Annotated in this window: 14 protein-coding genes; 7 read left to right on the top strand and 7 right to left on the bottom strand. The window is 69.5% G+C overall.

The window, feature by feature from the left end; translation table 11 throughout:
* Positions 1-3 precede the first annotated feature (3 nt).
* A complete protein-coding gene (locus tag ACIHFE_RS26605) occupies positions 4-168 on the top strand; it encodes a hypothetical protein (protein WP_400110353.1) in 165 nt (54 codons plus the stop codon).
* A 30-nt stretch (positions 169-198) separates the two neighbouring features.
* On the opposite strand, the gene ACIHFE_RS26600 is transcribed toward ACIHFE_RS26605, so the two are convergent.
* Positions 199-588, bottom strand: a complete 390-nt coding sequence (locus tag ACIHFE_RS26600; RefSeq protein ID WP_400110351.1) for an SSI family serine proteinase inhibitor — start codon at positions 586-588, stop codon at positions 199-201.
* A 287-nt stretch (positions 589-875) separates the two neighbouring features.
* On the opposite strand from ACIHFE_RS26600, the gene ACIHFE_RS26595 reads away from it, so the two are divergent.
* Both ACIHFE_RS26595 and ACIHFE_RS26590 read left to right on the top strand, forming a co-directional pair.
* A complete protein-coding gene (locus ACIHFE_RS26595) occupies positions 876-1,436 on the top strand; it encodes a hypothetical protein (protein WP_400110350.1) in 561 nt (186 codons plus the stop codon).
* A 187-nt stretch (positions 1,437-1,623) separates the two neighbouring features.
* Positions 1,624-1,857 carry a chaplin family protein gene (locus ACIHFE_RS26590; RefSeq protein WP_400110348.1) on the top strand — a complete coding sequence of 78 codons (234 nt, stop codon included), beginning with the start codon at positions 1,624-1,626 and terminating at the stop codon, positions 1,855-1,857.
* A 107-nt stretch (positions 1,858-1,964) separates the two neighbouring features.
* Here ACIHFE_RS26590 and ACIHFE_RS26585 read toward each other — a convergent pair whose 3' ends face one another.
* The 5 genes from ACIHFE_RS26585 to ACIHFE_RS26565 form a co-directional block, all read right to left on the bottom strand.
* Positions 1,965-2,516, bottom strand: coding sequence for a sugar O-acetyltransferase (locus ACIHFE_RS26585; RefSeq protein WP_400110347.1), 552 nt, complete (start codon positions 2,514-2,516; stop codon positions 1,965-1,967).
* A 20-nt stretch (positions 2,517-2,536) separates the two neighbouring features.
* Positions 2,537-3,106 carry a hypothetical protein gene (locus ACIHFE_RS26580; protein ID WP_400110345.1) on the bottom strand — a complete coding sequence of 190 codons (570 nt, stop codon included), beginning with the start codon at positions 3,104-3,106 and terminating at the stop codon, positions 2,537-2,539.
* Positions 3,090-4,859, bottom strand: coding sequence for an alpha/beta fold hydrolase (locus ACIHFE_RS26575; protein WP_400110343.1), 1,770 nt, complete (start codon positions 4,857-4,859; stop codon positions 3,090-3,092). The genes ACIHFE_RS26580 and ACIHFE_RS26575 overlap by 17 nt, the downstream gene beginning before the upstream one ends.
* A gap of 197 nt (positions 4,860-5,056) precedes the next feature.
* Positions 5,057-5,242, bottom strand: a complete 186-nt coding sequence (locus tag ACIHFE_RS26570; RefSeq protein WP_400110341.1) for a hypothetical protein — start codon at positions 5,240-5,242, stop codon at positions 5,057-5,059.
* A 944-nt stretch (positions 5,243-6,186) separates the two neighbouring features.
* Complete coding sequence (locus tag ACIHFE_RS26565; protein ID WP_400110340.1) at positions 6,187-6,900, bottom strand: DUF6215 domain-containing protein; 714 nt, start codon at positions 6,898-6,900, stop codon at positions 6,187-6,189.
* Positions 6,901-7,172: 272 nt separating this feature from the next.
* Here ACIHFE_RS26565 and ACIHFE_RS26560 point away from each other — a divergent pair, with 272 nt between their 5' ends.
* Positions 7,173-7,595 carry a class I SAM-dependent methyltransferase gene (locus tag ACIHFE_RS26560; RefSeq protein ID WP_400110338.1) on the top strand — a complete coding sequence of 141 codons (423 nt, stop codon included), beginning with the start codon at positions 7,173-7,175 and terminating at the stop codon, positions 7,593-7,595.
* Between the two features lie 91 nt (positions 7,596-7,686).
* On the top strand, positions 7,687-9,108 hold the full coding sequence (locus ACIHFE_RS26555) for an FAD-dependent oxidoreductase (RefSeq protein WP_400110336.1): 1,422 nt from the start codon (positions 7,687-7,689) through the stop codon (positions 9,106-9,108).
* A gap of 178 nt (positions 9,109-9,286) precedes the next feature.
* Here the strand turns inward: ACIHFE_RS26555 and ACIHFE_RS26550 are convergent, their stop codons facing one another.
* Positions 9,287-9,865: a TetR/AcrR family transcriptional regulator gene (locus tag ACIHFE_RS26550; RefSeq protein ID WP_400110334.1), complete on the bottom strand. Its 579-nt coding sequence runs from the start codon at positions 9,863-9,865 to the stop codon at positions 9,287-9,289.
* 91 nt (positions 9,866-9,956) lie between these two features.
* On the opposite strand from ACIHFE_RS26550, the gene ACIHFE_RS26545 reads away from it, so the two are divergent.
* The gene (locus ACIHFE_RS26545; protein WP_400110333.1) at positions 9,957-10,403 is read left to right on the top strand and encodes an anthrone oxygenase family protein; all 447 of its coding nucleotides are present in this window, start codon (positions 9,957-9,959) and stop codon (positions 10,401-10,403) included.
* Between the two features lie 825 nt (positions 10,404-11,228).
* Positions 11,229-12,902 carry a hypothetical protein gene (locus ACIHFE_RS26540; RefSeq protein WP_400110330.1) on the top strand — a complete coding sequence of 558 codons (1,674 nt, stop codon included), beginning with the start codon at positions 11,229-11,231 and terminating at the stop codon, positions 12,900-12,902.
* The last annotated feature ends 22 nt before the right edge of the window (positions 12,903-12,924 follow it).

Raw genomic sequence — 12,924 nt, 5'->3', positions numbered from 1 at the left:
TCGATGCCCGGCTCGACAAAGGCGATGGCATGGCTGACGGCGGGCGGTCTGGTCGTGGTGACCGCCTATTCGGTGGCGATGGGCAGCAACGGCTGGCTCTGGTTCGGCTGGGTGGTGCTGATGCTGACGACCATAGGGGCGCTGGTGGCCCAGCGGCCCTCCGGATGAGCTCTCGTCCGGCTCGCTGGAACCGGCCGGCTAGAAGCGGAAGACCGCCCCGGTCGCCGCGTCGAGTTCACAGGCGTTGGGGTAGTCCTTGCGCCAGTGCAGCGCCGCCCCGTGCCAGTCGCCGTCGGCGGTGGCGGTGACCGGCTCGTACTCCCGGGTGCACAGATGGTGGTCTCCGGCCAGCGCGTCCAGCCGGCCCTGGGCGGCGGTCAGGCTCGCACAGGCTTCGGCGGCGTGCGGGTGGTGGGCGCGGGGCGGGCTGGGGCACACCAGCTGCAGCCCGCGGATCCAGGTGTTCCGGGCCCCCGAGACGGTCAGGAAGAGCTTGTCCCGCTCCTGGCCGGCGGCGGCCGAGGGCCGGGCCGGGGCGAGCAGGACGGTGGCGGCCGCCGCCACGGCGACCGTGCGACGTACGGACATCTCCATGCCTCCTTTGTTCCGGGCGGACCGGCGCCGCGCGAGCCGTCGCGGGGCGGCCCGGCGCGCTCACCGGCCGCAGCGGCGGGATCCCGCCGCCCTTCGCCGCGTCAGGGCACCGCACCGCGCCCCGCCTCGGCCCGGCAAGCCGCCGCACCGGCCCATCGCCCGGCCGGCACCCGGCGGCCACTCGAACGGCCCTGGTCACCGGACGAAAATCCATTCCCCGGCGTATGAGGTGAACCCCGCCTCCCCGGCCCCCACCCACACCTCTCAGGAGGCACCCGCCCATGCGCAAGATCCCCACTCTCTTCCGCCGCGATCCCGACGACCGCCGCCATGTCCTGCCCGAGGTGGCTCCCGGCTGTGAGTGGGTGGTCGCCGGGGAGGGCATGGCCACCCGGAAGTACGACGGCACCTGTGTGCTGCTGGACGAGTGGGGCGCCTGGTGGGCACGGCGCGAGGTGAAGCCGGGCAGGACCGCGCCGCCGGAGTACCGGCCGGTGGAGACGGACGAGGTCACCGGCAAGACGGTCGGCTGGGAACCCATCGCCCGTTCCTCCTTCGCCCGCTTCCACGCCGAAGCCCTTGCGGGGCACGGTGGTTCACCGGCGCCCGGTACCTATGAGCTGGTGGGCCCGAAGATCAACGGAAACCCCGAGCGGGCCGGGAGCCACCGTCTGATCGCCCATATGACGGCCGAGGAGTACGCCCTGCCGGACCGCACCTTCGCCGTCATCCGGGACCGGGTCCGGGCGATGCACGCGCTGGACGGCTGCGAGGGGATCGTCTTCCACCATCCCGATGGCCGCATGGCCAAGATCAAGGCCCGGGACTTCCCTTCCCCCTGAGCACAACTCCCTTGAGGGTTACGGACGTTGCGCCAACTCCTTGATACCCACAAGGGGTCAGCGCACGGCCCGCCATCGCCGGAGAGGATGAACATACAGCTCTCCATCCCAACAACGGTTTTTCATACGCAAGACTCTCTCTTGCCAGAGCTTTTGCCTGGCTCCCCCCATCACCATGGAGAGAGCAATGAGCATCCGCAACGCCACCGCAGTGACCGTCATGGCCGCCGCCGCCCTCGGCGCCGGAGCCGCCGCCGCCACCGCCGACCAGGCCCATGGCGCCACCGAGAAGTCCCCGGGCGTGGCGGCCGGGAACGTGGTCCAGGTCGCGCCGCGCGTCTCTCCCAACGTCGGCGGCAATGTGATCTCGGTCGTCGGTATCGGCAACCTCTCGCACGGCAACACCCTGGTCAACAAGTAACCGACCTCGGTCCCAGCCGCCGAGGGCGCCGCGGGCGAGGAATCGTGCCTGCGCGCAGGCCGTGTGCTTCGGGTGCTTCCCCACCCGGGGCACACGGCCCCTCGCGCCTACTCCGGCAACTCCCTTACCACCCGGGCCGGATTGCCCACCGCCAGCACCCCCGCCGGCACATCCTTTGTCACCACGGACCCCGCACCCACCACAGCGTTCTCCCCGATGGTGACTCCGGGACAGACAATCACCCCGCCCCCGAGCCACACATTGTCCCCGACAACCACCGGCTCCGCCCGTTCCCAGCCGGCCCGGCGCCGCTCGGCGTCCAGCGCGTGCGAGGGCGTCAACAGCTGGACGTGGGGCCCGATCTGCACATCACGTCCAATGCTGATGGGCGCGGCATCCAGGAAAACCGCCCCGAAATTGACGAAGGTCCCGGTGCCAATGCTGATCCCGTACCCATAGTCACAGAAGAACGGCGCCCGGATCCGCACCCGTTCGCCCATGGCCCCGAGCAACCGCTCGAGAATATGCCTCGGTTGACCGGCCCCAGGCGCGTTATACGCATCACATAACTCAATCCGCCGCTGAGTGTCCTCCTTGAGCTCAGGATCGTCCGGCAGATACCAGTCACCGGCCAGCATGCGTTTCTTGTTCTCACCCATGCGACTCCTCTCGTTCGTCCTCATTGCTCCCCCAGCGGGTGGTAGGGCGATACCAGGAGGTATTCCGGCTCCTCCGCCCCGTCGTACCCACCTCCCCGCACCAGCATGAACTGGAACCCACGCGGACATGGACCATCAGCATGGTCACGCCGGACCGCGGCCGCCACGAACTCCCGGAGCACGCGGTAGACGGGAAGCGCCGTCACATCGGCCGATGTCCCCAGATGCGGTATGAGTTGAAGGGCGAGGTCGAACAACGCCTTGTCGCGGCGCCGTTCCGGGAACCATACGGTCTGGAGCCAGTCGCGCTCACGGATGCGGTTGGTCTCCGCCCAGGCCGAACGCTCCCGGTCGGCGGTGAGCACCCGGTACAGCAGGTGCATATCGTGCCGGGCCGGTTCCGGGGCGAAAAACCGCCAGTCGGGTATCACCACGCCGAATGGGTCATGCTTTCTGAACCGGTCGAACAGCCGGTTGGGGTGCTGACTGAGCAGGGTGACACCCAGCCAGGCGGCCACCGCGGCGATCACGGCCGGTTCCACCGTCCTGCCCAGGACATCACGGCGAAAGTCCTTACGGCATACGGGCATTGCCCGCCACCTCCGCCAGAAATTCGGTGATCAACCCGGCCACCGCACCCGCATGCCGGCGATCGGCCAGCACCCCGTGGTGGTCCGCCCCTTCGATCAGATGCACCTCGCCGAAGGGCGCGGACGCAGCCAGTTCCCGGTGCAACTCGGCATGGACCGGCTGCTCCTCGGCGGTACGGCCCGCGGTGACCACCAGCGCGGGAACGGCGACCTTCGGCTCCGTCCCGTCGAAGGCGCCGAACTCCCGTTCCACGGCCCGCCATTCCCGCCGGGCCGCCCTCCAGGTCCGGGCATCCCGGTAATGCGCCTCGGCGAACGGCCGGATGTCGTGCGGCAGTTGCCCCAGCCACGGGGGCGGTTCCAGCAGCGGGCCCAGCCCGGCCCGGAGCGACTGCGGCAGCAGCAGCCCGCCCTGTGTCAGCAGGGCCGCTCCCCGCGCCTGGCCCGGGGAGCGCCGCAGCTCGCCGGGGTGGCTGGTATCCACCAGCACCATGGCCCGCACCCGGTCCCCAAGCCGCTCGGCGGCGAGCATCGCCAGGTACCCGCCGAGCGAATGCCCCACCAGAACCACCGGCCGTCCGTCGGCCACATGCTCCGCCAGCTCGGCGAGGTCGGCGGCCGCGCCACCCGGGCTGAACTCCGCGCCGTGCCGCGCCCGGCTCGGCCCGTACCCCGCACGTTGGTAGGTGACCACACCACCCTGCCAACCCAACTCCCGGACCAGCCAGGCCCAGTGCGCCGACGAGGTACCGAGCCCGTTCTCCAGCACCAGCACCGGCTCGTCCCGGTTGCCCGCCGGGACCGCCGTCCCCGCCCACCGGTAGACCAGGGTGCCGCCCGACGATGTGACCAGCCGCCGCTCCCCGCCCAGCCCCCGGTCCACCAGGCGCTCGCCACGCCGGCGACGCACCTGCGCGGCCCCGAAACCGGCGACGGCAAGGGCGCCGAAGGCCACCGGAACCGCATCGCTGCGCCGCTCGGCCGGCCCGCCCCGCACCGACCGGGTCCTCGGCCCGGTCGCATAGAGTACGGCCGGATAGGTCGAGGAGAACGCCCAGAAGAACCGCCCCAGCCCCATGACCCGGGCGTTGACCAAGTGGAACGCGCCCATGGAGCCGCACAGCCAGGGCGCCAGGCGACCGCCTCGGAGGAAGACCGCGGGAAACCCGGCCTCCAGGGCCAGCACACCATGTGCCAATGCCCGGCTGAGCCGCGGGTGCCGGGTGAGGAACGCCCAGGTCCCCCGGTCGCCGTAGGTCAGCGTGCGGGTCACACCCGGCAGCGCTTCGCCGCTGCGCCAGGTCCGGCTGGGGAACTTGGCGAACCCCGAGACGGTGTATGACATCACCGACTGAAGCGCCACCGCCCATAGACAGGCGTCCACCACCCGGGGCCGCCGCTCACCGGCCCTGGCCACCGCCGACAAGGACTGGACCAGAAAGGAGACTTGATCGGCGCCATCGGTGCCGAAGAGCTGCCGGGGGTACAGCAGCACCTGCGTCCCCGCCAACGCCGCGTCGGCCACCGCCCGCGTCCGCCGCGGCAACGGCAGCCATAGCGCGGCCGCGGCCGTGGCCCGCCCGATGTGCAGTGCCCGTGTCACACCCGGCGCACTGACCACATCGAGCACGCGCCGCACCCCGGTGGGCATCCGGACGAACACATTCCGTGTGGTGGCCCAGTGGTTGACCCCGCCTGGCCCGCGGTCCGATTCCCGCGTGAGGTACTCCAGGCTCGCGATCAGCTGCGTCACGGCACTGATCCGCTCCATCGCGGTCACCGCCTGCGCCCTGCCCAACACCGCTGCGAACGGTCGGTGTCGGGCGCGTATCGGTCGGCGCATGGGCGTAGGGACTCCTCGTTCCTCGTCGCTTCCTGAACGGTTCCTCGGACGAAGCCGCGTGCCGGTGCGCATCGCCTCGCACACCGGCACGCGGTATACCGCTGTCGTCAGTAGTGGATCGGCACCCCGGCCGACGCGGTCGCGGCGACAAGGGCAGCCACATAGGCGACCTGCGCCTGGCTCGACAGCACCGGCACCGACGCCGTTTGGTGCAGGGCGGTCTCCGCGTTCTCCAGGGGGAGATCCGCGAGCGTATCGTCACCGTTCACTCTGTCCAGCAGCGGAGAAGACATGGCCACACCTCGCAATGCGCATACAGGGAAGGGGAGTACGCGCCGCTCCGGGAGCGGCGGCATGCGCCCGAGTATGGGAATGGCACAGGCGGGACGTCAACTGCCGGGAGCGACGGTCGGGTTGCGCAGCTCCCGGCCGAGCCGCTCACCCCGCGTGCCCGGCCCGGGCGGCCGGCCGGGCACCTTTACCTGTTCGAGGCTTCGGTGGCTGGCGCCGAACCGGCCATGCCGGGGGTGGAACGAGTCAATTCGCCGGTGCCTGGGGCGTCCTGTCATGGCGTGGACGGAAGTGAGGCCGTCCGCATGCCCGGCTTCAACAGGTGTCAAACAGGATCACCGAGCGGCTGATGCTTCCGCTGGTCCGCCCGGGGCCGACAGCGCGATACTCGCCCTGCTCACATGGTGGACCGGCTGTGCTGCGGCCGGGAAAACACCCTCCTGACGACACCGGGTGCCCGCCATGTGCAGGCGCGCTGGGCGCGGGTCCGCCTTGGTTCCGGGTCTTGGGTGACGGAGACGACGCGCATCGAGGAATGGCTCGGTGAGGACCTGCGGCTGATCGGCAACCGTGCCGGTCCTGCCCCCGTGACACGCGGCCTGAAGGCCGGCCGCGAGTGGACCCGGCACTGGCCAGGACTTCAGCGCTGCTGCGGCCCGTCGCTACCGCTACGACCCGCACGCGGTGGGCCCGGCCGGCCGCAATGCCTGCCGGGGCTCGCAACGCTGATCCGCGTCCTCCCCATATCCACCCATGTCCCATTGAATATGCGGGGCATCGCCACCGACATCCCGGGCCTGCCCATCGCCGTCGCCGTGATCGTGGCTGCCGCAACGCGCCCCGGCGGAAAAGGGGTTCAGCGCTTCTCAGACGGTGGAGGAAGGCGACCGGCAGCCCATGGCCCTGGCCCGGCGAGCGCGCCGGATGCCGGGGCTACCGGAGGCCATCACCCGCTGGCGGCGTCCCACCCCGGGACCGTCGGCAGTACCCTCTCGGCGACGCGGAGCAGCACCGCGTCGTCCGGCACCCCGCCGTCCGCGCGCCACAGGGCCACCTCGAAGGAGCCGCCGCTGTCCTTTGTGTCCCGGGCCACGGTGAGGCCGCGGGCCGGGACGCCGGGACCACTGCTGGTATCGCTCCCGTCGAGGCGGAACCTGATGCTGATGGTGCGGTCCGAGTAGAAGACCGCCGGGCGGCCCAGAACCGTCTGCTGCCGCGTGCCCTCTCTCAGCAGCGCGGTGGACCCGGCCACGGGAAGACGGTCGTAGGAGGCCGACAGCGCCACGGTGTAGGTCCCGAACTCGACCTGGGCCGAAGGCGTGGCGATCTCCTCGCCGTTGGCCAGCTTGACGGAGCCGCCGCTGCCGGCGGCGGTCTTCGCGGTCTCCCCCGGCATGCCCAGCAGTTCAGCGAGGTCGGGTCGGTTCAGCGCCTCGCACAGTTGCGCCCCGGAGACCCGCCGGGACGCCTTCCCGGGTTCTCCTGACGCCTTCTCGGACTCCCCGCCCGAGCATCTGGCAGGCCGCGGGTCACTGTCCGAAGACGATGTCTTCCCGAACGCCCACAGCCCAACGCAGAGCGCCCCTATCACCGCCACAGCCGCGACGGCCTGTCCCCACGCGCCCGCGCCCTTTCCGGGCGCGCCGATATCGTCCGCCATTCCCCCACCTGGCCTGATCCCCCGATACATGACCGGGGGACCCTAACCCGTGATCATCAGCCAGACAAGACTGATGGCCGTCGCCACGGTGCCAACCTCAGCCGGCGTACCAGACCCCAACTTGCCCTGGATTCCGGTGAACCGGCACAGCACATCCAGGCGAGAATCCTCCAGGTGGGGCGGCGCCATCACTAGATGACTGATTCCAAGGGCTGGGGAAGGCGGAAAGCCCGTGGCGGTGTCCTGAAGCAGCGAGTAGCGTCCAGGCTTTGATGACTGACTCCTGGGACACCATCGCCGATTGGTACGCGAGACTGCTGCGGGCCGGCTCCGCAATACACGACTTCAATCGTGACGTCCTGCTTGAGCACCTCCCCGAGGGACCCGGCGGTCGGCGCGTTCTCGATCTCGGCTGCGCCGAAAGCATCATCGCCCGCACAGTGGCCGCGCGCGGCGCCTCCGTCGTGGGTATCGACCCATCACCGCGCATGATCGAACATGCGAGGGCCGCCCACCGGGTCGTCGGCGACTACCTCGCCGAAGGATTCTGGCGCTCGGACAACCCTGAGGGCGCCCGCCGAGCCGGCAGCCAACACCGGACACTGTCCAGGTACCTCACGGCCCTGACCCGCCACGGTTTCATCTTGGAAGCCACCACCGAGCCGGTCCCAAATGCCCAAGTTGCGGCCGCGTAGCGCTGACTTGGGCTCCCTCACCACAGCGTCCCGCGCCCATGGCCGCGGCGGCACGCCGACACCTCACCCGCCAGACAGAGAAGGCACGCCCATGCTGACCCGTCCCGCGCACCGAGCCCCAGACCGCCGAGCCGTAGTGATCGGCAGCGGACTGGCCGGCATGCTCACCGCCGCCGCCCTCGCTGACCATGCCCAGGTCACCCTCCTGGAGCGGGACCGGCTACCCGAGGCCCCGGCACCCCGCAAGGGCCTTCCGCAAGCCCGGCATGCGCACCTTCTGTGGTCCGGCGGCGTCCGTGCCATCGAAGGAATTCTGCCCGGCATAACCGAGCATTGGATCAGGGCAGGAGCGCGCCGTATCCCCCTGCCCACCGGCCTGGTCAGTCTCTCCGCCCAGGGGTGGCTCCGGCGCTGGCCCGAGATGCAATACCTCATTGCCTGCTCCAGGGACCTGCTGGACTCCGTCGTCCGGGAGCAGATCCTGCATCTGGACATCACGGCTCGGGATGGCGTGGAGGCAGTCGGGCTCATCGGGAGCCCTCGCAACGTCACCGGAGTACGCATCCGGAACGTAGCGACCGGCCAGTTGGAGGACCTGGACGCGGATCTGGTCGTAGACGCCGGCGGCCGTGGATCGGCCGCTCCCAAGTGGCTTGCCGGTCTTGGGATTCCGGCCCCGCACGAGAAGACGGTGGACTCCGGCCTGACCTATGCCACCAGAGTCTTCCGCGCGCCTGTGGGCACCGATAACTTCCCTGTTGTCAACGTCCAGGCCGATGCCCGTCAGCCGGTACCCGGCAGAACAGCCACTCTGGTCCCCATTGAAAATGGTAGATGGCTGGTCACACTCTCCGGCACCAGGGGCGGCAACCCGCCCAAAGACAACGCACAGTTCGAGCAATTCGCGAGAAGTGAAGTGCGGCACCCCATCGTCGCCGATCTTATCGCCGCCGCCGAGCCACTCACCGATGTCCAGGTGACACACAGCACCGTCAACCGCCGGCGACACTTCGAACAACTCGGCTCATGGCCTGCCGGGTTCATCGTCCTGGGCGATGCCGTGGCAACCTACAACCCCATCTACGGGCAGGGCATGTCCGTCGCCGCACAGAGCGCGGCCGCCCTGCGAGACGCGGTGCGCTCGCGTGGCTTGGGAGACAGGAATCTGGCCCGTGTCATACAGAAGGCCATCGGCCGCCTGGTCAAAGGCCCCTGGGAGTTGGCGACCGGCCAGGACATCCTCTATCCCGGAGCCGTCGGCCCACAACCTCCCGTCGCGGCACGCCTGCTGCGCGGCTATATGGACCGGCTTATGCGTACTGCTACCGGCAGAGCGGCCACTTGCCACGCTCTCCTGGACACGATGACGCTCTCCGCTCCGATCTCCCGCCTGCTGGCGCCCACAGTGGCCATCGGAGTGCTGCGCGGCCCACGGCTGGATCCGCCGGCCGAGCCACCCCTGACGGCAGCCGAAATGAAGCGGGCCGGGCTCGGACTCCCCTCCACCGCCTAGGGCGCGTACCGGGCCGTGATCAATGAGCATCGCGGCTTGCGGGGCGGGTGTCCGCCTGGGGTACGGGGCCCGGCTATCTGCGGCTGCGCCGGGTGCGCGTGAGTGACCGCAAGTGCTGTCGCAGGCCGGCAGCGGCGGGGCCCGAGGGCCCCGGCCGGGTGCCCGCGGGGATGGTGTGTCAGACCATGGCGAGCCGGCTCACCAGCAGCTCCACCCTTGGCTCGGCGTCCCCCAGCGGCAGTCGTCCCGCCCGGGTCAGGGTGGCCAGCCCGTGCAGGGCCGCCCAGAACACCTCGGTGAACAGCCCCGGGTGGACGCCATCCCCGGCGACCTCGCCGAGGCTCTCCAGCAGGGCGGCGAAGGCATCCTTCAGCGGCTCGGGGGTGTCCTCCTTCGCGAACGCCAGGCCGCCGTCGAGCTCGAACATGGCGTCATAGACCGCCGGGTTGCGCTCGGCGAAGTCGAGGTAGGTGCGGGCTAGGGCGGTGACCCGGGCGCGAGGACCGTCCACGGCGGAGGTCGCGGCCCGCAGCGCCGCAGCCATCTCGGCGGCACCCTCGAGGGCGACGGCGCCGATGATCTCGCGCTTGCCGCGGAAATGGCTGTAGAGGACGGGCTGGCTGTATTCGATGCGCTCGGCGAGCCGGCGGGTGGTGACCGCGTCCCAGCCCTGCTGCTCGGCGAGTTCGCGGGCCGTCGCCACGATGAGGCGTTCCCGCTCCGCCCGTTCGCGCTGCTTGCGTTCCTGTACCGACATGAATCGATCCTAGCATTGCTAGATAATCGAGCAGCGGCAGTACTAGCGTTGCCTCATCTGCTAGCGGCGCTAGTTCTCAGGAGAGGTCATCATGCTCAACGCACTCGAGGTGTTCACCACCGTGGTCGTCGGCGTGATGGTGGGGGTGGAGTTCTCCGTCGCCTTCGTCATCAACCGGATCCTCGACGCACTCCCCGGAGACAGTGGCCAACTCGGCCGCGCCCACGGGGGCCGGATGCTCGGCGCCGTGATGCCGGTCTGGTACATCACCTCGCTCGTCCTCGTCGCGGTCTGGGCCATCGCCGGATGGCACCACCACGGCACCGGCCTCGTCGTCACCGCCGGCGCGCTGCTGATCCTCAGCGTGATCATGTCGATCCTGCTGCTCGTCCCGATCAACAACCGGGGCAAGACATGGACCCCCGAGAACCGGCCCGAGGACTGGAAGGAGCAGATGAACCGCTGGGACCGCTTCCACTACATCCGCGTCGCCGTCATCATCGCCGCCTTCGCCCTGCTGGCCGCCGCCCTCGCCTGAGCCCGCGGGCCGACACCGCGCAGGTGGCGCACGATCCCCACTTCCCGGGCGGCAGCGGGCCACCGAAATCCCGGCATCCGGGAATGCAGCTGCCGCTCAGAGCGCGCAGGATCCAGATCGCCGAAGGCGCGCGGGTGACGCCCGCGACACGTCCGGCGCCGGTGAGCCGATACCGACCAGCGTCACGCCGCTGGCGGAAACGATGGGACACCGCCGGACCGCGCCCTCGAACTGCCGGCGCAACCGCTCGGAGTACGGGCCATACTCGCCGACCGGCCGGTACGGATCGGGGACGGCTCGGTGAACTCCCGCTCCACATCGGTCAGTTGCGCACACGTCACGCAGGACGGTCCACCGAACCGAAGATCAGTCCGAGGGGAGAACCCGCTCATCAGGGTCACGGCCCATATGCCGCGAGCAAGGCACCGGCTTCCCCACACGCGACCGAGCTCGGGAGGCCGAGGAGTTGGCCGCAGCGTCACCCCGGATCGTTCCGGGTTCGCCGCGCAGCCCGCGCATGCGTGACTGAGTACCGAAGGTGCTCGGCCATGGGGCAGAGCCAACGGTTCAATGGCCGGAGGATCGGTTGCCAGCTCATAAACGAGCACAGGACAGGGTGATCCCAGCCGTGGCACCCGGACCGTCGTCCGGGGCCCGGTCCACACCCACGCTGGCGGCCCGACCGAAGTTGCCATCGGCCTGCGGGCCAACTTGGGGATCCTGTCGTTGTTCCTCCCCGACGGATCCGCTTATGTCTGCGAAGGCCGTCCCGGTGCTCCGCCCCGGTGTCAAGACGCGCCAGTGCAAGGGGCCATTTCCCCTGGGGTGACCGTCGTACCGAGCCGCTGGCTCGTCCACGGCTCGTCGGAGCCGGCCACTGCAGCCCAGGCGATGACTTGCGCCCAGGAAGTACACCTGACACCTCAGGAAGTGATCATGAAGAGACATATGAAGAAAGCCGCGAAACTCCTCACCACGCCGGCTGTTGCCCTGGCTCTCTTAGCGCCCTTCCTCACCGCCACCCCGGCAAGCGCCGCGACGACCGACGCCTATACCTTCACCAACCCGGACGGCACCCTCAACGCGACGGGCAACGGCGACGGAAACCAGATCTCCGTCACCCCCGACGGCACCAACTACACAAACTGGCGCTTGATCAAGCTCGGTGCCCCCGGCACGTTCAACATCGCCAGCACCTCTTCCGGGAAGTGCATCTACGCCTCCCAGCCCGCCATACAGCAGTCCTGCGGCCAGGACGGCGAGCAATGGCACTTCCGCCCCGTCGACGGCAAGCCCAACACCTTCGGCATCGTCCGCCGCGACGACAGCAGCGGCACAGAGTACTGCATGGACAACCGGGGTGGCCTCCATCTGTGGGGCATCCTCGCCCAGCCCAACGGGTGTGACGGCAGCGCGAGCCAGGAATGGACGATCCCCGCCTCGAAGGCGGCCGAGGCCAGGAGTCTCGCGCTCGACTACTACAGCGACCTGTGTTCCAAGAAGACCTCCACCTGCTCGTGGACGCAGAAGTCCGAGGGCCAGCCCGAGGTACTGCCCCGCCAGCCCGCCTCGTCGGTCTGGTACAACGACACCAGCACCACGATGAAACAGATTTTCACCACGATCTACCACTCCGGCTGGGCCCAGTCCTACTCGGTGGGACTGGCATCGTCGGTCGGTGTCTCCACCCCGGTCCAGGCCATGATCAGCAGCCAACTGACCGCGACGCAGACGTACATCTCGGACGAGTCGACGATCAACGGGATCGCAGTCGACGTCCCACCCAAGAATTACGCCTGGGTCGACTTCGCAGCCGTCGGCAAGAAGGTCACCGGCACCTGGACCTTCGACAACGACAACCAGCCGTGGACAACAGACGCCACCGTCACCGTCCCCGTCATCAACTCGTCGGCCGGCTCGACGATGTATGTCACCCACACCAGCACCAACCCGCCGGGCAGCGACACCACCAGCCCGGACGTGAAGCCTGCTGCCCTGGCGAAGACCGCTTCGGGCACCGTGGACCTTCCGGCAGGGGCAAAGCTGGCCACCGTACAGGGCGGCATCCGGGTCAGTGACGCGGACGGCGCCACCATCGCCACCGTGCAGCCCGGCACTGTCACGGACACGAACGGTACGGCCCACAAGGTCGACCTTGCGGTCAACGGCACCACCGTCACCCAAACCATCGAAGGCGTCACCGGCGAGACCGTCACCGGCACCATCTCGCCCCCGACCTTCTCCCTGGGTACCACTGCTGCCGCCTCCCCGGCCGCCGTGAAGAAGACGGTCAAGATGCTGATGACGGCGTCCTTCAAGGCATCGCCCACTTCCACGAGCAGCGATGCCCACGACAAGTGCATGGCCAAGCACATCGGCACCGGCATCGCCGGCGGAGCCCTCAAGGGCCTCTGGGGCGGTCCCGAGGCAGCAGCCGGCGGGATGCTCCTGGGTGCGGTCACGGGCATCGCCTCGGGCATCATCAACTGCCCGAAGTAGTCTGACCCGCATCACCTGAACC

The organism is Streptomyces sp. NPDC052396 (genome assembly GCF_044593195.1).
In the GTDB taxonomy this organism is placed as follows: domain Bacteria; phylum Actinomycetota; class Actinomycetes; order Streptomycetales; family Streptomycetaceae; genus Streptomyces.
The sequence above is the reverse complement of the archived record's forward strand: the minus strand, read 5'-3'. Positions and strand labels throughout refer to the sequence as shown.